This window comes from Aromatoleum evansii (assembly GCF_045689615.1).
GTDB classification, from domain to species: domain Bacteria; phylum Pseudomonadota; class Gammaproteobacteria; order Burkholderiales; family Rhodocyclaceae; genus Aromatoleum; species Aromatoleum evansii.
Genome location: NZ_CP141259.1, coordinates 4,549,187 through 4,572,585 on the forward strand (window position 1 = coordinate 4,549,187; position 23,399 = coordinate 4,572,585).

At 65.1% G+C, this 23,399-nt stretch carries 18 protein-coding genes; 5 read left to right on the forward strand and 13 right to left on the reverse strand.

What is annotated here, in order from left to right:
• Positions 1 to 88 precede the first annotated feature (88 nt).
• From U5817_RS21300 to U5817_RS21330, 7 genes are all read right to left on the reverse strand, one after another.
• Positions 89 to 1,375: an ABC transporter ATP-binding protein gene (locus U5817_RS21300; protein ID WP_407278730.1), complete on the reverse strand. Its 1,287-nt coding sequence runs from the start codon at positions 1,373 to 1,375 to the stop codon at positions 89 to 91.
• Complete coding sequence (locus U5817_RS21305; RefSeq protein ID WP_407278731.1) at positions 1,375 to 2,169, reverse strand: ABC transporter permease; 795 nt, start codon at positions 2,167 to 2,169, stop codon at positions 1,375 to 1,377. Before U5817_RS21305 ends, U5817_RS21300 begins: the two co-directional genes overlap by 1 nt.
• Positions 2,166 to 3,560, reverse strand: coding sequence for a phosphomannomutase (locus tag U5817_RS21310; RefSeq protein ID WP_407278732.1), 1,395 nt, complete (start codon positions 3,558 to 3,560; stop codon positions 2,166 to 2,168). Before U5817_RS21310 ends, U5817_RS21305 begins: the two co-directional genes overlap by 4 nt.
• 14 nt (positions 3,561 to 3,574) lie before the next feature.
• Positions 3,575 to 5,023, reverse strand: coding sequence for a mannose-1-phosphate guanylyltransferase/mannose-6-phosphate isomerase (locus tag U5817_RS21315; protein WP_407278733.1), 1,449 nt, complete (start codon positions 5,021 to 5,023; stop codon positions 3,575 to 3,577).
• A gap of 181 nt (positions 5,024 to 5,204) precedes the next feature.
• Entirely contained in the window at positions 5,205 to 6,212 is a 1,008-nt protein-coding gene (locus U5817_RS21320; RefSeq protein WP_407278734.1) for an NAD-dependent epimerase, read from the reverse strand.
• A 285-nt stretch (positions 6,213 to 6,497) separates the two neighbouring features.
• Positions 6,498 to 6,929, reverse strand: a complete 432-nt coding sequence (locus U5817_RS21325; protein WP_407278735.1) for a hypothetical protein — start codon at positions 6,927 to 6,929, stop codon at positions 6,498 to 6,500.
• Positions 6,926 to 7,273 carry a hypothetical protein gene (locus U5817_RS21330; protein WP_407278736.1) on the reverse strand — a complete coding sequence of 116 codons (348 nt, stop codon included), beginning with the start codon at positions 7,271 to 7,273 and terminating at the stop codon, positions 6,926 to 6,928. Before U5817_RS21330 ends, U5817_RS21325 begins: the two co-directional genes overlap by 4 nt.
• 132 nt (positions 7,274 to 7,405) lie before the next feature.
• Between U5817_RS21330 and waaA the strand changes: the two genes are divergently transcribed.
• Together waaA and U5817_RS21340 are read left to right on the forward strand one after the other, a co-directional pair.
• Entirely contained in the window at positions 7,406 to 8,668 is a 1,263-nt protein-coding gene (gene waaA / locus U5817_RS21335; RefSeq protein ID WP_407278737.1) for a lipid IV(A) 3-deoxy-D-manno-octulosonic acid transferase, read from the forward strand.
• A 216-nt stretch (positions 8,669 to 8,884) separates the two neighbouring features.
• A complete protein-coding gene (locus tag U5817_RS21340; RefSeq protein WP_407278738.1) occupies positions 8,885 to 9,355 on the forward strand; it encodes an REP-associated tyrosine transposase in 471 nt (156 codons plus the stop codon).
• A gap of 286 nt (positions 9,356 to 9,641) precedes the next feature.
• Here U5817_RS21340 and U5817_RS21345 read toward each other — a convergent pair whose 3' ends face one another.
• From U5817_RS21345 to U5817_RS21370, 6 genes are all read right to left on the reverse strand, one after another.
• Positions 9,642 to 10,955: a TolC family outer membrane protein gene (locus tag U5817_RS21345; protein ID WP_407278739.1), complete on the reverse strand. Its 1,314-nt coding sequence runs from the start codon at positions 10,953 to 10,955 to the stop codon at positions 9,642 to 9,644.
• Between the two features lie 30 nt (positions 10,956 to 10,985).
• Entirely contained in the window at positions 10,986 to 11,309 is a 324-nt protein-coding gene (locus U5817_RS21350) for a rhodanese-like domain-containing protein (protein ID WP_169127319.1), read from the reverse strand.
• An 11-nt stretch (positions 11,310 to 11,320) separates the two neighbouring features.
• On the reverse strand, positions 11,321 to 11,974 hold the full coding sequence (locus tag U5817_RS21355; RefSeq protein WP_169127321.1) for a protein-L-isoaspartate O-methyltransferase: 654 nt from the start codon (positions 11,972 to 11,974) through the stop codon (positions 11,321 to 11,323).
• Between the two features lie 250 nt (positions 11,975 to 12,224).
• Complete coding sequence (locus U5817_RS21360) at positions 12,225 to 15,395, reverse strand: efflux RND transporter permease subunit (protein ID WP_407278741.1); 3,171 nt, start codon at positions 15,393 to 15,395, stop codon at positions 12,225 to 12,227.
• Entirely contained in the window at positions 15,392 to 16,486 is a 1,095-nt protein-coding gene (locus U5817_RS21365; protein ID WP_407278742.1) for an efflux RND transporter periplasmic adaptor subunit, read from the reverse strand. Before U5817_RS21365 ends, U5817_RS21360 begins: the two co-directional genes overlap by 4 nt.
• Entirely contained in the window at positions 16,483 to 17,133 is a 651-nt protein-coding gene (locus U5817_RS21370; RefSeq protein WP_407278743.1) for a TetR/AcrR family transcriptional regulator, read from the reverse strand. The genes U5817_RS21365 and U5817_RS21370 overlap by 4 nt, the downstream gene beginning before the upstream one ends.
• 224 nt (positions 17,134 to 17,357) lie before the next feature.
• On the opposite strand from U5817_RS21370, the gene U5817_RS21375 reads away from it, so the two are divergent.
• The 3 genes from U5817_RS21375 to U5817_RS21385 are packed head-to-tail and all read left to right on the forward strand — an operon-like array spanning position 17,358 to position 23,364.
• Entirely contained in the window at positions 17,358 to 20,375 is a 3,018-nt protein-coding gene (locus U5817_RS21375; RefSeq protein ID WP_407278744.1) for a type VI secretion system Vgr family protein, read from the forward strand.
• A 12-nt stretch (positions 20,376 to 20,387) separates the two neighbouring features.
• Positions 20,388 to 22,538: a DUF3274 domain-containing protein gene (locus U5817_RS21380; RefSeq protein ID WP_407278745.1), complete on the forward strand. Its 2,151-nt coding sequence runs from the start codon at positions 20,388 to 20,390 to the stop codon at positions 22,536 to 22,538.
• A gap of 10 nt (positions 22,539 to 22,548) precedes the next feature.
• On the forward strand, positions 22,549 to 23,364 hold the full coding sequence (locus tag U5817_RS21385) for a hypothetical protein (protein WP_169127331.1): 816 nt from the start codon (positions 22,549 to 22,551) through the stop codon (positions 23,362 to 23,364).
• Positions 23,365 to 23,399 lie beyond the last annotated feature (35 nt).

Here is a 23,399-nt window from a genome sequence, read left to right on the forward strand (position 1 = left end):
GCATTGGGCGATATTCCCCGGTCTGCAGATCCACGCAGAGAATGGAATACGACGTTGTGACAACTACTTTCATTAGACCTCAGCAACTTCAAACGGATCGTGCGTAGTGAACCCCAAAAATCGGGTGCACATATGTATGACCTCCCCAAACGATGCCCGTCGGGTCAGAGGCTACTGTAAAGGCGCGTATATGCATTAACCTCGCCAACTGCTCCCGGAAGTCGCGATCCCCGACAGCCCCGTTCGCAATCCCGACCGTCAGTGTGTATTCACCGGGAGCGATATTGGCCTGGAATTCAAAATCTGCCGTGACACGATCCCCGGGCTTGACGGCGCCAATGGTCCTCTTCATGCACAAGGAATTGGTCATGAACACGGGCTCACCGCGGTTGTCGTGAATGCGGAATCCAACGTGAGGATCGTCAAATTCATGTGCAAAGGCCAAATCGACCCTTAACGTGACACGGTCACCGCACGTAACTACGTTTACGATTTCCATTTCATGCAAAATGGATATAGAGCGCACCCGCACGCCCGGATGGCGCCAGACGGCCTGAACGTCGTCGTTACCCGGCTGCAGAAGCGGCACATCGACATCGGCTTCGTCCGCCTCCGCGATTTCCTGCGCCACCTCTTGCCTTGGACGAACAGTCGTCGTAAGAGCGTTATAGTGGTCGATGACGATTTGCGGGGAGTCGTTCAGCACCAGCCGCCCGCCCGACAACAGCAATGCCCTGTCACACAAAGCGTAGATTGCGCCCGCCGAATGCGACACAAATAGAAGGGTTGTTCCTTGTTCCCGATACGATCGGATGCGTTCAAAACACTTCTGCTGAAAGAAAATATCGCCAACAGCAAGGGCTTCATCAACGATAAGGATATCCGGCCGAACCGCCGTAGCTACTGCAAAGGCCAACCTGACCTGCATGCCGCTTGAGTAGGTACGAACGGGCTGGTCGATATAATCACCGATATCGGCAAACCGCTCTATCCCAGGCATCAGCTCGGTCAACTGATCCACCGTCAGCCCCTGCAGTTGCCCGGCCATGAACACGTTCTGCCTGCCCGTGAAATCGGGATGAAACCCCATGCCGAGTTCGAGCAACGCAGCGACTCGTCCGTTGACGTGGACGCTCCCGGTGGTGGGTTGCGTGGTACCAGTGATCATCTTCAGCAGCGTGCTCTTGCCCGCACCATTCACGCCGACTATACCCACCGACTCGCCCGGTTCAACCGAGAAGGAGACGTCCTGCAGCACCCACCGCAGGGTGTGGTGCCGCTTGTGGCCTGGGGTGATCCATTCCAGCAGACGGGACCAGCGTGTGGGGTACTGCTTGTATGCCTTGCCGAGATTGCTTACGGAGATGCTACCCATCAGAGTTCGTCCACCATTTCACCGACATGGCGGCGGAAGAGCCCCAGCCCGGTCACGCAGAGAAGGAGCGCCAGCAGGAATATGGGCCACAGGTTTTCCCACTGCGGCCAGCGGTTGGCAATGAATATCTGCTGAAAGCCGTCCATCAGCGCGGCCATCGGATTCCATACCATGGCGTCGCGAATTCCGTCCGACAGCACCGCCACGGGATAGACGATGGGGGTGAGCCAGAACCAGAAGGTGATGAAGATTCCGAAAAACTGGCCGATGTCGCGAAAAAACACGTTGAGCACGCCCAACGTAATCCCGAGTCCGATCGCAAACAGGACGAGGATCGCCAGAAGGGGCAGCATCGCCAGGAAGGCATCGCCCGGAAAGTTACCGGAGACCAGCAGGAAGACGGTGAACAGGCCGAAGACGATGGCGAAATTAAGCAGTGCGCTCAGGATGATGACCACCGGCAGGCACATGCGCGGGAAGCTGAGCTTCTTCAGGAGGTTCGCGTTCTCGAGAAAGACGTTCTGACCGCGTCCGATGATCTCGGCGAACAGACCCCAGGTGAGAAGGCCTGCGCACAGGTAAATGCTGTAGGCAAAACCGTTGTCGACACCGGGGAGCCGGGCGCGCATGACCTCGGCGAAGATCACGGTGTAGACGAGGATCATCGCCAGCGGGTTGAGCACGGTCCATGAGGCGCCCAGCAGCGAGTTGCGGTATTTCGACTGGAACTCGCGCTTGACGCTGCCGAGGATGAAACCCCGGTAGTTCCATAGCGCTCTGAGCATTGCGCTCATCGATTCGCCCCCTGGATCAGGGTTTCGAGCGCTGCGACATGCCGCTGGACGGCGCCGACATCGCCGCGGGCCTCGACGTTGAGACGCAGCAGCGGTTCGGTGTTGGACCCGCGCAGGTTGAAGCGCCAGTGCGCGAATTCCATGCTGAGGCCGTCCGTCGTGTCGACCGTAGGACTCTGCGGCGCAAAGTGCGCGCGGACGCGGTCGATCGCGGCGGGGATATTCTCGACGCGGTAGTTGATCTCGCCGCTGCAAGGGAACGCAGCGATGCGTTCATCGACGAGTTGGTCCAGCGTCTTGTCGGTTTCGGACATCAGCGCGGCCACGAGGAGCCACGGAATCATGCCGCTATCGCAATAGGCGAAATCGCGGAAGTAGTGGTGGGCGCTCATCTCGCCGCCGTAGATGGCATCTTCGAGGCGCATGCGCTCCTTGATAAAGGCGTGGCCCGTCTTGGACTGGATGGCGATGCCGCCCGCCTCGGCAACCTGCGCCTGCGTGTTCCAGGTGAGCCGCGGGTCGTGGATGATCTTTGCGCCGGGGTGACGCTTGAGCATCATCTCGCCCAGCAGGCCGACGAGGTAGTAGCCCTCGATGAAGCGCCCTTCGGCATCGAAGAAGAAGCAACGATCGAAGTCGCCATCCCAAGCGAGACCAAAGTCGCACCGGTTGGCGAGCAGTTCCCTGCGCGTGAGGTCGCGATTTTCCGGCAGCAGGGGGTTGGGGACGCCGTTGGGAAAGTGGCCGTTGGGTTCGCGGTTGATAAAGATCCAGCGGAACGGCAGGTGCCTGGCGAGTTCCTCGACGACGGGGCCGGCCGCACCGTTGCCCGGGTCGGCAAGGATCGTGAAGGACTTCAACGCGGCGACATCGACGTAACTCAGCAGGTGCTGAATGTATGCAGATTTGTCTGCCTTGCGCTGCACGGTGCCGGGTTTCGCGGCGGCCGCGCCGAGGTTGCCCGATGCGACACGCTCGCGGATGGCGTCGAGGCCGGAATCACCGCTGATGGGCTTCGATTCTTCGCGCACCAGCTTCATGCCATTGTAGCCCTTGGGGTTGTGGCTGGCGGTGACCATCACGCCGCCGTCGGCGCGCTCGTGGCTGGTGGCGAAATAGACCTCTTCGGTGCCGCAGAGGCCGATGTCGATGACGTCGGCTCCCGCTTCGGTGAGGCCCAACGTCAGCGCCTCGGCCAGCATCGGGCTTTCGAGGCGCATGTCGCGGCCTACGACGATCGTCCCGGCGCCCAGCTCGACCACGAGGGCGCGGCCAATACGGTAGGCGATGTCGGCGTTGAGTTCATCGGGAACCTTGCCGCGGATGTCGTAGGCCTTGAAGCAATTGACGGCGACCTGCGCACGCGTCGGATCGGAACAAATTTCACTCATCGTGGGGGTCCGCATCAGTTCGGGGCACGACCGTAGGTGTCTTCGAAGCGGACGATGTCGTCCTCACCGAGGTAACTACCCGACTGCACCTCGATGATTTCGAGCGGCACCTTGCCTGGGTTTGCGAGGCGGTGCACATGACCGAGCGGGATGTAGGTCGATTCGTTTTCCGACAGCAGAAACACCTTTTCCCCGTTGGTGACTTCCGCCGTGCCCTTGACGACGATCCAGTGCTCGGCACGGTGGTGGTGCATCTGCAGGCTGAGCTTGGCGCCGGGATTCACGACGATGCGCTTGACCTGGAAACGGTCGCCGAAGTCGATCGAGTCGTACCAGCCCCAAGGGCGATAGATCTTGCGATGTGAGTCGGCAAGCGTACGGCCTTCGGCCTTGAGGCGGGTGACGATCTTCTTGACGTCCTGAGTGCAAGACTTGTCGGCAACCAGGACCGCGTCGGGGGTTTCCACCACGATGACGTCTTTAAGACCGACGCCGGCAACGAGGCGCCCGCCACCGTACAGCAAGCTCCCCTCGCAGCCTTCAGCGATGGTTTCGCCGAAGTGCGCATTTCCAGCTGCGTCCTTCTCCATGACATCCCAAAGAGCGTCCCATGCCCCCACGTCCGACCAGCCAGCAGACATCGGGACAACCACTCCGTCGATACCGAGACTCTTCTGACTCGCAAGCTTTTCCATCACTGCATAGTCGATGGAGTCTGACGGACAGGCCGCAAAGGATTGCGGATCGATACGCAGGAAGTCGGCGTCCTGGGCTGCTGCATCGAAGGCCTGCGTGCAGGCAGCGGACATGGACGGATTCAGCGCCTCCAGCGCTCTCAGCCAGACACTGGCCCGCATCATGAAGAGACCGCTATTCCACAGATACTCGCCCGAAGCGACGTACTCGGCTGCACGGTCCAGGTTCGGTTTTTCGACGAAGGCGACCAATTTGAGGGCACCATCGTCACGGCGAACGCCGGTGCGGATGTAGCCATACCCGGTCTCGGGACGCACCGGGACGATTCCGAAGGTGACGATTGCACCATTGCCAGCCGCGGGAAGGCCGCTTGCGACGGCAGACTGAAAGGCATCGCGATCGATGACGACATGATCCGCGGGCATCACGAGGAGGATCGGATCCTCGTCACCCGCCCTGGATGCGGCCAGCGCCGCTAGGGTCAGCGCAGGCGCAGTATTCCGTCCCACCGGCTCGAGCACAATGCGCGAGTCCGCAATACCCACCGAACGAAGTTGCTCGGCCGCCATGAAGCGATGTTCGTTGTTGCACACCACGATGGTCGAACCAGAACCCTGAACTTGCATGAACCCCTCGAGACGTAAGGCGGTTTCCTGCAGCATGGTGCGATCGCCAGCCAGAGCGAGAAGCTGCTTGGGTTGCATTTCACGGGACAACGGCCAAAGCCGAGTCCCCGAACCGCCAGAGAGGATCACAGGAGTTATCATGTTCTACCGCGTCAGTATTTGATTTACACTAAATGAGTATTTTTCAGCATTGCCATCCCTGAAAAGGGCACTTGGCAAGAACTGAGTTGGTCGCGCGTTTGCACGCGCGATACCCGAGAGCAAAAGTTTGAATTATTGCACTGCGGAAGGCCAACTGCCATTCAACGAAAGTAATATTCAGTTACATTCCGTAGTACCGGCGGTACCATGCCACGAACCGCCCCACGCCTTCGCGCACGCTCGTGGCCGGCGCAAATCCCGTCCAGGCATTGAGTTCCGCTGTGTCGGCGTACGTCGCCGGCACGTCGCCGTCCTGCATCGGCAGAAAGTTCTTTTCCGCCTTCGCCCCAACAGCATCTTCGACGGCTTCGATGAAGCTCATGAGCTCTACGGGGTCGTGGTTGCCGATGTTGAAGACCCGGTAGGGGGCGGCGCTGCGGCCGGGATCGGGCTGGAGAGGATTGAAGGCGGGATCGGGTTCGGCAACATGGTCGAGGGTACGGATGACACCCTGGACGATGTCGTCGATGTAGGTGAAGTCGCGCTTCATCTTGCCGTGATTGAAGACGTCGATCGGACGGCCTTCGAGGATCGCTTTCGTGAAGAGGAAGAGCGCCATGTCGGGGCGCCCCCAAGGGCCGTACACCGTGAAGAAGCGCAGGCCGGTGGTCGGAAGGCCGTAGAGGTGGCTGTAGGTGTGGGCCATCAGCTCGTTGGCCTTCTTCGTCGCGGCGTAGAGGCTGACGGGGTGGTCGACGCTGTCGTGCTCGGAGAAGGGCATCTTGGCGTTGCCGCCGTACACGCTGGAGCTGCTGGCGTACACGAGGTGCCGCACCCTGTTGTGGCGGCAGCCTTCGAGGATGTTGATGAAGCCGACGAGGTTGCTGTCGACGTAGGCGTGCGGGTTCTGCAGCGAGTAGCGCACGCCGGCCTGGGCGGCGAGGTGGATGACGCGGTCGAACTTTTCCTCGGCGAAGAGGCGCTCCATGGCGGCGCGGTCGGCGACGTCGAGTTTGACGAAGTGGAAGGCGGGGTGCGGAGTGAGGCGGGCGAGGCGGTCGAGCTTGAGCTGCGGGTCGTAGTAGTCGTTGAGGTTGTCGAGGCCGACGACTTCGTCGCCGCGGGCGAGGAGCGCCTCGCTGGTGTGCATGCCGATGAAGCCGGCGGCGCCGGTTACGAGGATCTTCATACGCGTTACGACCGTTCGTGGGAAATTTGTCCGCGGATTATCTCATGCCCGAGGGGCGCTTTCGTTACAGGACGTTATCCGGGCAGGGCTATCGGATGATGAGAATCGCTTTAGTGCCGACGGCGGATCATGCTCGTGGGTTATGGGGCTCGATTGCGCCCGACATGCGGCGGAAGGTGCTTCGCTTTTCGGCCCGACGGTCCCTACCATGCAGTCCAGGGGGCGGAAGCGGCCCAAGGGCCGCACGGCGGGATACGCCTTTGGCTCCTCCCGCCCTACGTACCGTTACGCGGCGGCTCCACCTATCGTGCTCCGAACGTGGAGTAGCTCGGTTGCGGCAGGCCCGACAATTGCGCGATAGAGTTTGGCCTGCTCTTCGGGCAGGTATTCGTGGGCGATGCGATTGCGCGTGTCGCGCATCTCGAGCCACGCCCCGGTCGAGGTGATCGCCCGATACTTTTCCCTGCGATTCAGCAGGTCGCGAAAAGATTCCGAGGGAGCGACCTCGCGAACACCCTCCAGCGTGCGGAAGTAGCGGATGCTCGACTCGAATGCACGCAGGAAGCGGTCGCTCAGCGCGTCGTAGGGCTCGAGTTCCTTTGGCGTGTAGGCGCGGGCAGGATCGAAGTCGATGTAGGCATCGATCGAGGCGAAGAAGATGTCGAGCGAAGCCGGCAGCTTGCGGCCGGCGCCCTGCAGCAGGACTTCGTCATTCATGCCAGATCCACCCGGTTGATTGATGCAAGGAAGGCGCGTTGCTCGGGGACCCCGCCGTCGGGGGGGAGCACGACGACATCGATCTTTTCCTCGCAGCGCTCGAAGAATCGCGTGGCGACGCGGCGCGATGTCTCGAAGGCCGGCGCTTCGGTGAGCACCAGGAGATCGATATCGCCGCCGCGACGCTCGGCTTGCGTGCGGGACCCGAAGAGCGCCACGCTTGCAGCGGACACCCCGTCGAGGGCATAGGCGAGCGCGTCGATCTCCTCGCGGTCGAGCCGCACACGACCGCAGCGCTGCAGGTCGGAAAGGCGCTGCCTGAGATGCGGAATGGGACGCTCCATGGAAATCATCGTCGATGCGGACACCGGATAGCTTAGCGCATCGCTACCGTTTTCACCCGCCCTGCCCTACTCCCGGCCGGTCGTGGCGGCAGGCGACGATATACTTGGCGGCTCGCCAGAACCGGACGCCCGATGCTTGCCAGATTGTCCTATGCCTTGTTGTGGTTGTGCGCCCTGCCTTTCGTGCTGCTGCGCCTGGTGTGGCGCGCGCGGCGGCAACCTGCCTACCTGAAGCATCTGGGCGAGCGCTTCGGGCATTACGCGGACCGCGCGCCGCTGTCGGTGATCTGGGTGCATGCGGTGTCGGTGGGGGAGACGCGCGCGGCGGAACCGCTGGTGCGGGCGCTGCTGGCGCGTTGGCCGGATCACATGGTGCTGCTGACGCACATGACGCCGACGGGGCGGGAGACGTCCGAGAGCCTGTTCGGCGCGGAGCCGCGCGTGATGCGCTGCTATCTGCCGTACGACCTGGGCTGGCCGTGCCGGCGCTTCCTCGCTCACTTCCGGCCGCGTGTGGGCATTGTGATGGAGACAGAGCTTTGGCCGACGCTGTTGGCGAGCTGTCGTGCCAGCCGGGTGCCGGTGCTGCTCGCGAATGCGCGGCTTTCGGTGCGTTCGGCGCGGCGCTATGCACGCTGGCCGACCCTGACGCGCATGACCGTGGGTGCGCTTGCCGCGGTTGGCGCGCAAACCGAGGCGGACGCACGGCGACTGGGGGAGTTGGGAGCGAGCGGGGTTGCAGTGACGGGGAACATCAAGTTCGACATCTCACCGCCGGATGCGCTGATCACGCTTGGGGCGAGTTTCCGCGAACGCTTTGGCCGGCGCCCGGTCCTTCTCGCGGCAAGCACCCGCGAGGGGGAGGAGACGCTGATTCTCGATGCGTTCCGGGCGCAGGCGCCGGACGACGCGCTGCTCGCGCTTGTGCCGCGGCATCCGCAGCGTTTCGATGAGGTCGCACGGCTGGTCGAAGCCCGCGGGTTCAAGCTGCAGCGGCGTTCGGACGAGACGGCGGTCGCGGCCGACACGCGCGTGTGGCTGGGCGATTCGATGGGCGAGATGTTTGCGTATTACGCGGCAGCTGACGTGGCGCTGATCGGCGGCAGTTGGTTGCCTTTCGGCGGGCAGAATCTGATCGAGGCGTGCGCGGTGGGAACGCCGGTGGTGCTGGGACCGCATACCTTCAACTTCGCGCAGGTTGCGGAGCTGGCAATTGCGGCCGGGGCGGCGCGACGCGCGGCGGACGTCGATCAGGGGATGCGGATCGCGGTGACGTTGCTTGGTGACAGGCAGGCTCGCATTGCGGCGGGCGATGCGGGACTGAGTTTTGCCGCGACTCATCGCGGGGCGACGGCGAGGACGATGGCGATGGTGGAGAGTCTGTTTCGCGGCTGAAGCCGCTCCCACAAGAGCGAGGCCGGTCGCTTTTGCGGGAGAGCACCGCCGATGATGTGTGTTCACTGTGTCACTGCTCGCGGATGCCCTTCTGTGGGAGCGGCTTCAGCCGCGAATGGGCCGTTTAGACTGTAGTACCGCCCTTTCGCGGCTGAAGCCGCTCCCACATTAAAATTGATTTATCATTTATTGACCACCAGCTTCTGATGGTCTTTTATGACCGACTCTTGCCGATTTCACAGCTCCTCATTGCGGTCAGGAAGATTTTCCGAGAGCGGTCGGGCATATCTCATCACTACGACAACACGCGCCCGTCGCCCTGTTTTTCACGACCTGCGGCTCGGACTCGCGGTAGTGCAGACATTGAAGGCGGCCGATAACGCTCAGCGCACGAACACGTTGGCATATGTGCTGATGCCCGACCACCTGCACTGGCTATTGATGCTCGGGGAAGGCGAAAACCTCTTGGGCATCGTCGGCTGGGTGAAAGGGGTTTCCGCGCGGCGAATCGGGCTTATGGCTGGGCTGACGGGAATCTGGCAAACGGGCTTTCATGATCGCGCGACGAGGAGCGAGGAGGATCTCCACGCGCTTGCCCGATATGTGGTCGCGAATCCTTTGCGCGCGGGTATTGTGGCAAGGCTGGGCGACTATCCCTTGTGGGATTCGGTCTATCTCAGCTTGTAAACCGCCCATCGTGGTGGACGCGCGCAGCAGCGGCGGACGGGGCGGGACTCTATAGGACTTGAACTCTGTGGGAGCTGAACTCTGTGGGAGCTGAACTCTGTGGGAGCTGAACTCTGTGGGAGCTGAACTCTGTGGGAGCTGAACTCTGTGGGAGCTGAACTCTGTGGGAGCTGAACTCTGTGGGAGCTGAACTCTGTGGGAGCGGCTTCAGCCGCGAATTGGCGATATCACACTCTGAACGGCCAATTCGCGGCTGAAGCCGCTCCCACGGAGAAATCGGAGCCAATCACTCTACCAGCAACGCGTCGATGAGCTGGACGTCTTCTTCGCCAAGCGTGCCGGCAGCGGCCTTGAGGCGCAGCTGGGCGAGGATGGTGTCGTAGCGGGCGCGGGCTAGCTGGCGCTGGGTGTCGGCGAGTTGAGACTGGGCGTTGAGGACGTCGATGTTGATGCGCACACCGACTTCGTAGCCGAGGCGATTGGCTTCGAGGGCGGATGTCGACGAGACCTGGGCAGCCTCAAGAGCCTTGACCTGCGCCATGCCGCTCGTGACGCCGAGGTAGGCCTGGCGTGCGGCGAGCACGGATGAACGGCGGGCGTCGTCGAGGTCGGCGTCGGCCTTGATCTTGAGCGCCGCGGCTTCACGTTCGCGCGACGAGACGGCGCCACCGGCGAAGATCGGGACGTTGAGCTGCAGGCCGACGGTGTTGGCGTCGGTGCGCGTCGAGCCGCCTGCGGCGCTGGAGCTGAAGCCTGCACTGCTGTGGCTGCGGGCGGCGACGACATCGAGGGTCGGGTAGTGGCCGGCGCGGTTGCGTTCGACTTCGCGCGCGGCGATTTCGCGCGCGATCTGCTGCGCCTGAACGGCATAGCTACCCTGCTCTGCCGCGCTTGCCCATTCGGCGATGCTGTCGGGCTGGGGGCGGGCCAGGGAGACGCCCTGTCGCAGGCCGGCGAGCGGCGACGGATCCAGACCAACGATCTGGACGAGGGCCTGGCGGCGCACATCCAGGTCGTTCTGCGCGGCGATTTCCTGCGCCGAGGCGAGGTCGAAGCGCGATTGCGCTTCATGCACGTCGGTGATCGTGACGGTGCCGACCTCGAAGCTGGCCTTGGCGAGTTCGAGTTGCTCGGACGCGGCCTTCTTGAGCTGCGACTGTGCGGCAAGGGCGTCCTGGGCGTTGAGGACGTCGAAATAGGCTTGCGAGACGCGCAGGATGAGGTCGTGGCGCGCCTGCCCGAGCTGGACTTCGGCGAGCGCGGTCTGGAGTTCGCCCTGCTTGTACTGGATCCAGTTCTGCCAGCGGAACAGCGGCTGCGTGAGTTGCACGCCGTAACCGTTGCTGTTGTATTCGCGCGTGCCGAAGACGCGGGTGTGCGTATCGACGTCGTTCCAGGTGGTGTTGGCATTGGCGCCGATGGTCGGCAGGAGCCCGGCGCGACCCTGCACGACCCGTTCCTGCCCCGCCTCGTACTGGGCGCGGGCGGCGGCGAAGCGCGCGTCGTTGGCGAGCGCGTCGCGATAGACCTGCAGGAGGTCGGCCGACCAGGCGCTGGCCGAAAAGAAGGTGACGAGACTCAGGGCGATTGCGCGCTTCATTGACTTCTCCGTGCTCAATTCGCTGTAAGGTCAGTACTGCGGCATGGTCGGGTCGACCTGGGCAGCCCAGGCGGCGACCCCGCCGGCAAGATTGATGACTCGGGAGAAGCCCTGACGCTCGAGAAACATGCACACCTGCGCGCTGCGGCCACCGTGGTGGCAGATGACGACGATCTCGTCGTCGGGATCGAGTTCGGTCTGGCGCGCCGGCACGGAGGCCATCGGCATCAGCAGGGAGCCTTCGATGCGACAGATCTCGAACTCGATCGGCTCGCGCACGTCGAGCAGGAATGGCTTGTCGCCCTGGGGGGACGCGAGCCGTTCGGCGAGTTCGGTGGCGGTGATCTGTCGCATGCGGGGGTTCCTCAGAAGCGGAATTCGTCCTTGCGCTGGGCGTTCTTCAGCATCGGGACGACGGTTTCGAACACGTCTTCGGTCTGGTACTGGTCTTCCGAGACGCGGGTGATGAGGCGGGCTTCCATGACGGGCGCCTCGCCGACGAAGGCGAACATGCGGCCGCCAACCTTGAGCTGGTCGAGCAGGCTCTGCGGCATCATCGGCAGGCCGCCCGTGACGACGATGACGTCGTAGGGCGCGCGGCTGCTCCAGCCACGCGCGGCGTCGCCTTCCTCGACGATGACGTTCTCGACACCCGCGCGATTGAGGTTGTCGGTCGCGAAGCGGGCGAGTTCGGGCTCGATCTCGATCGAGCGGACCCAGTCGGTGCGCGCGGCAAGCAGCGCTGCGAAGTAGCCGGAGCCGGTGCCGATCTCGAGCACGGAGTCGGAACGCTTGAGCGGCAGCGCCTGCAGGATGCGGCCCTCGATGACGGGCTTGAGCATGGTCTGGCCGCAGCCGATGGGAATCTCGACGTCCGCGAAGGCAAGCGTCTTGTGGGCGGGAGGAACGAATTCCTCGCGCTTGACCGTCATCAGGAGGTCGAGAACGTCCATATCCAGCACATCCCAGGGGCGGATCTGCTGCTCGACCATGTTGAAGCGGGCGCGTTCGAAGTTCATGGCATTGGCTTCCTGTGCAAATATTAGCACACGCTAATTTAGTGCGCGATAAGTAAACTTGTGCATTTTAGCGTACTTGCTGCACTGGGGCGCGATGCATTCGCAAGGGAATCGCAAGCGGGGCGGGGGAAGACGGCCTTGTGGGAGCGGCTTCAGCCGCGAATCGGGACTATGCCATGTCGGAAAGCCCATTCGCGGCTGAAGCCGCTCCCACAGCGAAGGTTTCCATAAGGAAGGTTTCCACATGGCCTCACATGGGACGGCGCACGCGGTACCACGCCGCATACAGCGCGGGCAGGAAGATCAGGGTCAGCACGGTGGCGACGGTGAGGCCGCCCATGATGGCGACTGCCATGGGGCCGAAGAAGGCGCTGCGCGAGAGCGGGATCATCGCGAGGATCGCCGCGGCGGCGGTGAGCATGATGGGGCGGAAGCGCCGCACGGTCGATTCGACGATGGCGTCCCACGCGCTGCGGCCGTGTTCGCGGTCCTGCCGGATCTGGTCGACCAGGATCACGGAGTTGCGCATGATCATGCCTGAGAGCGCGATCGTGCCGAGCATCGCGACGAAGCCGAAGGGCTTGCCGAAGGCGAGCAGGAAGGCGGTCACGCCGATCAACCCCAACGGCGCAGTGAGCACCACCATTGCGACGAGCGAGAAGCTCTGCAACTGCAGCATGAGCACCGTGAGCACGGCGATGAGGAAGAGCGGCATGCCCGCGGCGACAGACGTGCCGCCCTTGGCGCTCTCCTCGACGGCTCCGCCGACCTCGACGCGGCAGCCCAGCGGCAGCGCGGCTTCGATGGACGCCATCTGCGGGGCGAGATCGGCAACGACGACGGCAGGTTGCACGCCGCCGTACAGGTTGGCGCGCACCGTGACGGTAGGGATGCGGTTACGGCGCCAGACAACGCCCTGCTCGAATCCGTATTCGGCCGTTGCGACCTGGGCGAGCGACACGCTGCGGCCGCCGCCGACGGGGATTGCGAGGTCCGGCAGCAGGCCCAGATGCACGCGCTCGGATTCGGCACCGCGCAGCATCACGTCGATCGTTTCGGTGCCTTCGCGGAACTGGGTGACGGCAAAGCCTTGCACCGAGGTGTTGAGCAGGGTCGCGACGTCCTGCGTCGTGAGGCCGAGGAGGCGCGCCTTGTCCTGATCGACCTTGAGACGCACGCGCTTGGACGGCTCTTCCCAGTCGAGATGCACGTTGGAGAGCTGCGGGTGGGCGCGCATCTTCGCGGCGACCTCGTGGGCGATGCGCCGCAGTTCGTCGAGATCCTGGCCGCTGACGCGGTACTGGACGGGAAAACCGACCGGCGGGCCGTTTTCGAGCCGATTGACGACACCGATGAGCTCGGCCGGGGCCTGCTCGAATAGCCCGATCAGTTTCGCGCGCAGGGCCTCGCGCGCCTCAGGGCCTTCGGTGAGGATCACGAATTGGGCGAAGCTGGTCTGCGGCAGCTGCTGGTCGAGCGGAAGGTAGAAGCGCGGGCTGCCGCCACCGACCCAGGCGACGTAGTTCTCGATGCCGGTTTGCGCATCGAGGAAGGTTTCCAGGCGCCTGACCGCGCGTTCTGTGGCCTGATGCGAGGCGCCTTCGGGCAGGCGCAGGTCGACGAGCAGTTCCGGGCGAGTGGATTCCGGGAAGAACTGCTGCGGCACGAAGCGGGCGAACACGAACAGCGAGCCGGCGAAGACGAACAGGGTCACGAGGATCACGAGCCAGCGATGGGCGACGCAGGCATCGACGAGGGCACGCAGGCGCGTATAGAAGGCCGTGTGGTAGATGGCGTATTCGTCGTGCAGCTCGTGGGCGCGGGCGTCGCGCTCGGCGAGTTTCGCTCCGAGCCGCGGCGACAGGCGACCGAGGAGACGCGCGAACACTGACTGCTTGCCGCGCTGCGCACGGAAGTCGGGCAGGATGTGGTAGCCGAGCCAGGGTACGAACAGCACCGCCGCGATCCAGGACACCAGCAGCGCGATGACCGTGACCTGGAAGATGGAGCGCGTGTATTCGCCCGTTGCCGACGCCGCGGTCGCGATCGGCAGGAAGCCCGCCGCGGTCACGAGCGTGCCGGAGAGCATGGGCATCGCGGTGGAGACGTAGGCAGCACTCGCGGCCTTTGCGCGCTCCCAGCCCTGTTCCATCTTTGTGGCCATCATCTCGACCGCGATGATCGCATCGTCGACGAGCAGGCCCAGCGCGAGGATCAGGGCACCGAGCGAAATCTTGTGCAAGCCGATGCCCAGAAGGTTCATGAAGAGGAAGGTGATCGCGAGCACGACCGGAATGATCACGAGCACGACGACGCCGGTGCGCAGGCCGAGCGAGAGCAGGCTCACCGCCATGACGATGACGACCGCCTCTGCGAGCACGCGGACGAACTCGCCGACCGAGCGCGCGACCGCGCGCGGCTGGTCGGCGACGCGCTCGAGGCGCACGCCGACGGGGAGCTGGGCGTCGATGCGGGCGGTAGCCTCGTCGAGGTGGCGGCCGAGCGCGATGATGTCGCCGCCGGCGCGCATCGACACGCCGATGCCGAGCGCGTCCTCGCCCCTGAAGCGCATGCGCTCGCGCGGCGGATCTGCGAAGCCGCGGCGCACCTCGGCGACGTCGCCGAGACGGAAGCTGCGCCCCTGGGCGCGGATGACGGTGTCGCGGATGGCATCGAGATCCTCGAAGGCACCGCTCGGGCGCAGCCACACGCGCTCGTCGGCGGTATCGAAGAAGCCGGCACCGGTGGTCGCGTTCTGGCCGGCGAGTGCGCCGGCAATGTCGCGCACCGAGAGGCCGAAGGTCGCGAGCTTGGTGTTCGAGAGTTCGATATATATGCGTTCGGGCTGCTCGCCGAAGAAGCTCACCTTGGCGACGTCCGGCACGCGCAGCAGTTCGCTGCGAATCGCCTCGGCGTAGCGCTTGAGTTCGGCATAGTCGAGCCCCTCGCCGACCAGCGCGAAGATGTTGCCGTAGGTGTCGCCGAATTCGTCATTGAAGGTCGGGCCGACGATGCCCTGCGGCAGGGTGTGGCGGATGTCGCCGACCTTCTTGCGCACCTGATACCAGACTTCGGGCATCTCGCGCGGCGGGGTCGAATCCTTTGCAACGAAGAACACCATCGACTCGCCGGGACGCGAGAAGCTGCGCAGCACGTCGACCTGGGCGACTTCCTGCAGCTTCTTCTCGATCTTGTCGGTGACCTGGCGCGCGACCTCCTCGGCGGTGGTGCCGGGCCACTCGGTGCGGATCACCATCACCTTGAAGGTGAAGGGCGGATCCTCCGACTGCCCCAGGCGCGAGTAGGAATACAGCCCGATCACGGCGAGCACGGCCATGAAGTAGAGCACCAGGGTCTGGTGGCGCAGGCCCCAGGCGGAGATGTTGAATCGCCCTTCGTGGAAATCGCGCGGGGTCGTCATTTGCGAGCATCCAGCGCGACCGGGGCGGCTTCATCGACCGCGCGCACCACTTCGCCCGCGACGAGGCGATGCACGCCCGTGACCACCACGCGCGCACCGGCTGGCAGGCCGCTTGCGACCACGACGCCGTCTTCGCGGAACGCCCCCGTGTCCACGGCGTGCGGGACGAGTTTCGAAGCCTCGTCGACGACCCAGACGGTTGCGCGTCCATCCATGCGGGTCACCGCGGTCAATGGCAGGATCGCCTGCGCCGCATCGGGGGACTGCGCAAACGCAACGCTCGCCGTGGCACCGAGCGGCAGCGCATCATCTGCACCGACCACGCTGACGCGCACGGCGTAGGAGCGGGTCGCCGCGTCGGCCGCGGGGGCGATCTCGCGCACCGCAGCCACATAGGCATGTGCAGGGTTCGCCCAGGCGCGCGCGGCGGCGGGCAAACCCGGCCGCAGTTCCGCGATGCGGCTTTCCGGCACGTGGATCAACACCTCGCGTTCGCCGGGGCGCGCGACGCGCAGCACGGGCTGGCCCGCCGCGACCACCTGCCCGGCTTCCGCAATGACCGCTGTAACCACCCCCTCGTCGGCAACCGTCAGGGCGGCGTAACCGGCCTGGTTGCCTGCCGCGGCGAGTTGCGCGCGGACCTGGCGCAGACGCGCTTCGGCGGCCTGCAGGGCGGTGCGTCGGCTGTCCAGCGCGGAGGCGCTGATGAAGTTGCGTGCGTGCAGATTCTGCACTCGCTCGAATTCCGCGCGGGCCAGCGCCACATCTGCCTCCGCCGCCGACACCTGCGCCGCTGCGGCCTGCTCGGCGAGCTTCACGTCCTGCGGATCGAGGCGGGCGAGCACCTGCCCTGAGCGCACGCGCGCGCCGGCGTCCACGCTGCGCTCGATCAGCTTGCCGCCGATGCGAAAGCCGATGTCGGCCTCATGGCGCGCGCGCACCTCGCCGGTATAGACGCGCAGTTGCGGCTCCGAGGCGGCAGTCCCGATGGTGCGCACCAGGACGGCGCGCGGAGGCTTGTCGACCGGTGCGGGGCCGGAGCATCCGGCAAGCAGGGTAAGCAGGACGGTGCTCGTCAGTATTGTCTTCATCGTGCAGTTCCCCCGGGCGCCCCGGTCAGGAGGCCGTTCAGGATCAGGTCGAAATAGGTGCGCAGGTACTGCGCCGTATCGGTTTCCTGTCCGCAGGCAGGGCCGAAGGACTGTCGCCACATCGCCCGGTAGACGAGCGGCGCGATCAGGACGCTGCAGATCGCGTCGGTGTCGACCTGCCGGAACACGCCGCGCTCGATGCCGCGCATGACGGCCTTGCGCAGCAACGCGGTGCCGCGCTGCAGGACTTCCTGCTGGTAGTAGGCGGCAACGTCGGGGAAATTGCGCGCTTCGGACATCATCAGCTTCGGGATGCCACCCAGTTCGGTATTGCCGATGCGTTCCCACCAGCCCTGCAGGATGGTGCGCAGCAGTTCCAGCGGATCGTCGTACTCATCGAATAGCGCCTCGCCCGCATGCAGCGCGGAGACGATGCCTTCCTGGATCACGGCCTTGAACAGCGCGTCCTTGCTTTCGAAGTAGAGGTACAGGGTGCCCTTGGAGACGCCTGCGCGCTCGGCGATGTCATCGAGCCGCGTCGCGGCGAAACCCTTCTCGACGAAGAGCGACAGCGCGGCAGCGGTGAGTTCCTGCGGACGCGCCTCCTTGCGGCGTTGGCGTGCGGGCGGGCGGATGGAGTCGGACATGGGGGCGGGAAACCGGCGCGCGGCGCCGACTTAATGACTAACCGGTCAGTAATTTAGGCTGTCTCGCGAGCAAATACAAGGTGCGCCGGATTCATCTCATTGCCGCGACGCTGACGGGCACGCGTTCGGTCGCTAGCGTCCATTACCACATCGAACACGCGCGACATGTCAAAATGTTATGCTTTTGGTCTTTTCAAACCTCCACCGACTTCACGCTCGACGACATGCACCCGCTCGCCGCCCACTCCCGCCTGTACGACCTGCACTGGCACACGGACGGCCCGCCGCTCGCGGTCGAAGCCTGGTGGGGACGCGAAAGCCTGTCGGGCGGCTTCGAGTTCCACATCGACGCCCTGTCGCAAGATGCCTTCCTCGCCCTCGAGCCCCTGCTCGGACAGGCGATGACGCTGCGCACCGCGCTCTCCGACGGCAGTCGCAGCGAACGTTCGGGCCTCGTGCGGGCCGCCGCGCATATCGGCAGCGACGGCGGCTGGAGCCGCTACCGGCTCACCGTGGTGCCGTGGACCTGGCTTCTCACGCGCGGTCGCCACAACCGCGTGTTCCAGGACAAGTCCGTCCCCGAGATCCTCGACGCCGTGTTCGCCGACTACCGCGAACACGCCGCGTGGCACTGGCACGAGGACGTCGCCCCTTTCCTCGCGAGCGCCCGCCCGCGCAGCTACTGCGTGCAATACCGCGAATCCGACTACGCCTTCGTGTCGCGCCTGCTCGCCGAGGAAGGCCTGGGCTGGTGCATCGAGGAGGATGCGGACGCCCCGGCGCGCCACCGCATGCGCCTCTTCGCCGACAGCACGCGCTTCCCGGAAGACCCTCTCTCGGCGCACGCGCTCGGCGGTCGCGGCATCCGCTTCCACCGCGCCGATTCGCAGGAAGACCAGGACAGCATCGTCGCCTTCGGCGCGCAGCACCGCCTCGCACCCACCCTCGGCACCGTGCTCGGCTACGACTACCGCGCCAAGCGCTCGATCGCGGCGAGCGTGCCGACGGCGCATCGCGTCGGCAGTGCCGACCTGCCACCGCTCGAGCACTACGACTTCGCCGGCCAGTACGCCCATGCGAGCGTGGCCGAAGCCGAGCGCTACCAGCGCCTCGCGATGGAGGCCGCGGAGGCGCGCGCGAGCACCTGCCTCGGCCGCGGCACCGTGCGCAGCCTGCGCCCCGGCTGCTTCGTCGCGGTGAATGGGCTGCCGCTCGACCCCGCGGCAGCGCCCGCCCCCGCCGGCGAACGCTACGCCGTGCTCGACGTCCTGCACGTCGGCATCAACAACCTCGACGCCGAGCGCATCGACGCGATCGCGGCGCGGCTGGCACAAGGCGATGCAGACGAGGACGACGCCGCGCTCGCGACCGGCGACACGCTCGAGCCGGTGAAGGCCCCGTCGGAACTCCCCGCCGCCCTCATTGACCTCGCGCGCAGCCGCGGCTACGGCAACGCCTTCGACGCGCTGCGCGCGGAGCGGCCGTGGCGCCCGGCGCTCGCCGACGACACTGGCCTGCGCATCAACCCGCGGCCCACCGCGCCCGGTCCGATGAGCGCCATCGTCGTCGGCCCGCAGGGCGAGAACGTGCCCAACGGCGCCGACGAGCTGTGGTGCGATGCGCTCGGCCGCATCAAGGTGCGCTTTCACTGGCAGGCGGGCGACACCCCGGACGACCGTTCGAGCTGCTGGGTGCGCGTCGCCAGCCGGCAGGCCGGCGCGGGCATGGGCTGGCAGTGGCTGCCGCGCATCGGCCAGGAAGTGCTGGTGGGCTTCCTCGGCGGCGACATCGACCGCCCCGTCGTGCTCGGCGCGCTCTACAACGGCCGCGGCGAAGGCGGCGTCGCCCCCACGCCGGGCGGCCGCCCCGGGCCGGCCTCCGACACCGGCGTGTTCGACGGCGCGACCGACCACCACCCGGCCGGACAGGGCAACCTCGCTGGAGGCAGCAGCCCCGCCTGGCACGGCGCCGCGGCGGCGAGCCACCGCCACGCGGACGCGCTGAGCGGCTTCAAGACCAGGGAATTCGGCGCCCACGGCCCCAATGCGGGTCACAACCAGCTCGTCTTCGACGACAGCGACCAGCAATTGCGCGTACAGCTCAAGTCGACGCAGCATGCCTCGGAGCTCAACCTCGGCCACCTCATCCACCAGACCGGCAACTACCGCGGATCGTTCCGCGGCACCGGCGCCGAGCTGCGCACGGACGCCTGGGGGGCGCTACGTGCGGGCCGCGGCATCGTCATGAGCACCTGGCCCGCGCGTCACGCGGGCGAACCGGCCGGCGATTTCGCTCCCGGCATGGCGTTGCTCAAACAAGCCTGCACGCTCGCCGACACCCTGTCGCACGCGGCCGCGACACACCAGACCGTCAAACTCGCGGCAGCAATCGGCAGCACCGCTGCCCGCGCCAGCGCCGCCGCCCCGGACCACCCACCCCTCGAGGCGTTGCGCCGGATCGCTGCTGGGATGGTCTCGGAGCGCGATCCGGCCGAGGCCATCGCCGACGCGGATGCCGGCAACACCGCCGTCACCGGCCACCGCATCCCCCACCTCACCGCCCCCGCGATCCTTCAGGCCGCCCGTGCCGGCATCGGCCTGGTCGCCGGCCAGAGCGTTCAGATCGCCGCCGGCGACACGGCCACCCTCATGAGCGGCGCCGACACGAACCTCGCCGTGGCCGGAGCCGCGCGCGTCCACGCCGGCCAGGCGATCGGCCTCGTCGCCGGCGCCATCCGGCCCGGCGACGACCACACCGGCATCCGCCTCATCGCCGCCAGGGACGACATCGCGCTGCAGGCGCAAAGCGACGAACTCAAGCTCCTCGCCCGCGACGGAATGAAGCTCGTCAGCGCCGGCGCGAACATCGACTTCGCCGCGGCGAAGAAGATCGTGTTGAGCGTGGAAGGCGGCGCCAGCATCACGATCGACGGCGGCATCACTGTGGCGTGCCCCGGGACGATCACGGTGCATGCGTCGAAGAAGAGTTTTGGGGGACCGACTAGCCTGAGTTACGACGCCCCGGCCTTCATGCCGCCGGACGCCTTCCACCGCCGTCCGGCCCTGACCTGGGACGGCAGCGACGATCCGATCGTCAATCGCCGGTTCCGCATGACTCTGGAGGACGGCCGCGTAATCGAAGGGCGGACCGATGCGCAAGGTTACGCCGACACTGCCGATGCCGCCCACTTCCAGCATATCGCCATCGAAATCCTACCTGAAGACACCTCCGCTTCTGCCTGAACCCGCCCCGCCATGAAGAATTACTCGCCCAATCGACGCATCGAAGAAGCTCGCCGCAACGGCGACGTAGTGCGCACAGCCACCACGGTCCCGAAGGCCGCCGCGGCCGAGGCGCGCGTCCGGATGCCTCGCCCCATGCCCGGCGTCGTCATTCTGGTACACGGAGTCAATGACATCGGCGAAGCCTATGCCACTCAGGCACGCGGCTTATGCGCGGGACTCAATATCCGCCTCGGGCGCAAGGATCTTACCCCGGGAGACTGGGACATCCCCAAAGCCTGCAAGGACAACCGCATCGCAAGTTACCAGCGCCGTGCCGACGCACAAGGCTACAACCCCATCATCCCGTTCTACTGGGGTTACCGGCCGGTGGACAAGGTGACCTACGACGCCGACCAGGCGCGTTATCGCGAAGAGCTCAATCGCCGCGGTCCGGCGGGCGCCGAAGCACCCTACGACGCATACTACATCGACGGCAAGAGCGATCCGAAGCGCGGCTTCGAAAATGTCGATTGCTTCAACAACCGCCTCGACGAGCACTTCGCCAAGAACGGCGGAGTCTTCGCCAACGCCACGACCACCCTCATCGATATGTGGGGGCCGGGCGGCGACATTCTCGGCCTCGCCCGCTGGGCCTCCCGCCATGTTGGCGAGGATCTCAGCCACCCCGTGTATGAGAATCCGCACCGCATCTACTTCGTCCACGCAGCGCAACGACTGGCAAACCTTGTCGCTAAGATTCGTGGTGAGCAGCAGACAGAGAACGATTCCATCAACATCGTCGCCCACAGTCAGGGCACGCTGGTGGCGCTGCTCGCCAATTTCCTCGTGACGCAGGCGACTCCGGCGAGACGCCCCGCCGATTGCCTGATCCTCAATCATTCGCCCTACAGCCTGGAGACGCCCCGCCTCGAGGGGATGCAGTCCTTCGGCCCGCAGCAGTCGCAGCGCGCACGCACGGAGACCCTCGCCAATCTGTGCCGGCTCATCGACGCGCAGCGCATGCCCGGCCCTGCCGCCACGCAACTCGCCGCAAGCGGCATCGCCAGCCGCGACGCCGCCTCGATCGTCGCCCACATGCGCGACAACCACGGCAAGGTATTCAACTACTTCTGCCCACACGACATGACCGTGTCGCTGCGGAACGTTCAGGGCATCGGCTGGCAGGGAGTCCCCCCGGGGGTCGCCGAACGGCTCGGCCCCGCCTTCGCGCAGCGCGCCTTCCTGCATGGCCGCCCGCTTCACGCCCCGCCGGGACGGATCGATCTGCCGGATCTGCAGCGCAAGGGGGCCAAGCCGGTAGCCACCAACGCCGATATTCCTACCGGCGCCCCGCGCAACATCAACGCCCCGGCACTTCCGGATCTCGGCTATACGTTCGCCCTGCCGGCCGGCTGCACAACGCTCGGCCCCTCCGACTGGGACGTTTTCGCGGCTGCGGCCGCCGAAACTGGCAACAATCTGATTACTGACCCCCGCCCGATGCCCGATCCGCGCCCGAACGCCCCCCCGTTGCGACCCGGCCAAATCCTGGAACTCCCGCCGAGCGACCTCGCGGCCGTCGAGGCGGCTTTCGACGCGCAAGGCAAGCGCTGGCAAATCGTCCGCGCGGTAAAGACGTCGGACGGCAATCTGCGTATTACGCGCGCCATGACTTCAGACGAGCTGCGCGCCAAGGCGCGCAATACCGAAACCGAAATCTCGAATCACTCCGCCATCGTCCTGGACGACAACGCCGCTCGCTGCGCAGCGGCCTTCGATCTGGCCATCGGGCGCTGCCGTAGCTATGACGAGACCAAGGTAGACGGCGGGGCATTCTGGCAGGAGTTGCTGCGGCAGGCGGACTGGCGGTTCAGCCAGGCAAAGGAAGACCACGAATATTACGCTCGCGGTCTCTTGCCGGATGGCATCAAGAAGCAGATGAACAGGCCTCCCATAATGTCAGGCATCGTGAATGAGCGTACCGCCACGGAACACTATTTCCAGGAGTTGCAGAAGATTGACGAGCGCATCGCCCGTCTACAAAGCGAACGCCACAAATGGCCTCAGCGCGAATGGGAGGAGCGGATGCGCGATCTGCAGCGCGAACGGCAGACCGTAGATCACCTACACAGGGTCTCCCGAAATAAGCCCGCTGCCTTCCCCGTCGTGCACGGACAATAGGGAACTCAAAATGAGTACTCCGCTACTCTGGCTCATTTCTGCCTGGACCCTGTTACTTGCCGCGGGCTGTGCCCGGCTCGCCCGCGGCAAGCTCAGACGCGCCGCACAGCTATCTGCCGCGGCCCTCGCGCTTGGCGGTCTGGTTCCCATATTGCCATCGAACCACGCGCAACCGCCCCGAAAGCCAGCCACTCAAGTTATTTATCGCTTCGACGACCATCGCCACCTTGAGATCGTCGGCTACGCCTGCGAAGGGGCGGTTTACTACGTCGATATAAAGCGCGGCATCCGTAGTTCCTATATGGATCAATTCGCCCGACTGTTCCTTCCGCGTATTGTCCACGCCGACAATGACGGGGATTTCATCTTCATGCCGTATTCGGATGTTTCCGGTTTTGCCGTCTCCAAGGACTATGGCAAGACCTTTGAGGAAGGGTCGTGGGTCGGCACACGTTATTTCGGGGCCGAGAATATCTCCGCCATCACCGTCGTCAATCAACAGGCCTTCATCGAAACCAAGGACGGCCGCCTGTTCATGACCTCAAAGCCCTTCGGCGAAGGCTGGGGGCGGAACGTCATCGATCCCGTCAACGAACTCCCCACACACGTTTTCGATCGCCTGCCCGAATTCCAGAACCTCCCCCGGAAAATCCCCGAAGTGAAGAACTACACCGGCTGGACCGAGATGCACTGCGATCCTGATCTCGAAGGCGAGCCGATCGTGACGCCCGGTGTGCGCTGGAATCGCCTGCAAGGCGAAGTGCTCGACCTCCTGGGCCGCAGCGTCGCGCTGCCGGTCACGTTGATCGCACGAGCGATCGGTTGAGCGATCGGTTGAGCGATCAGCAGATCCGGGAGCGT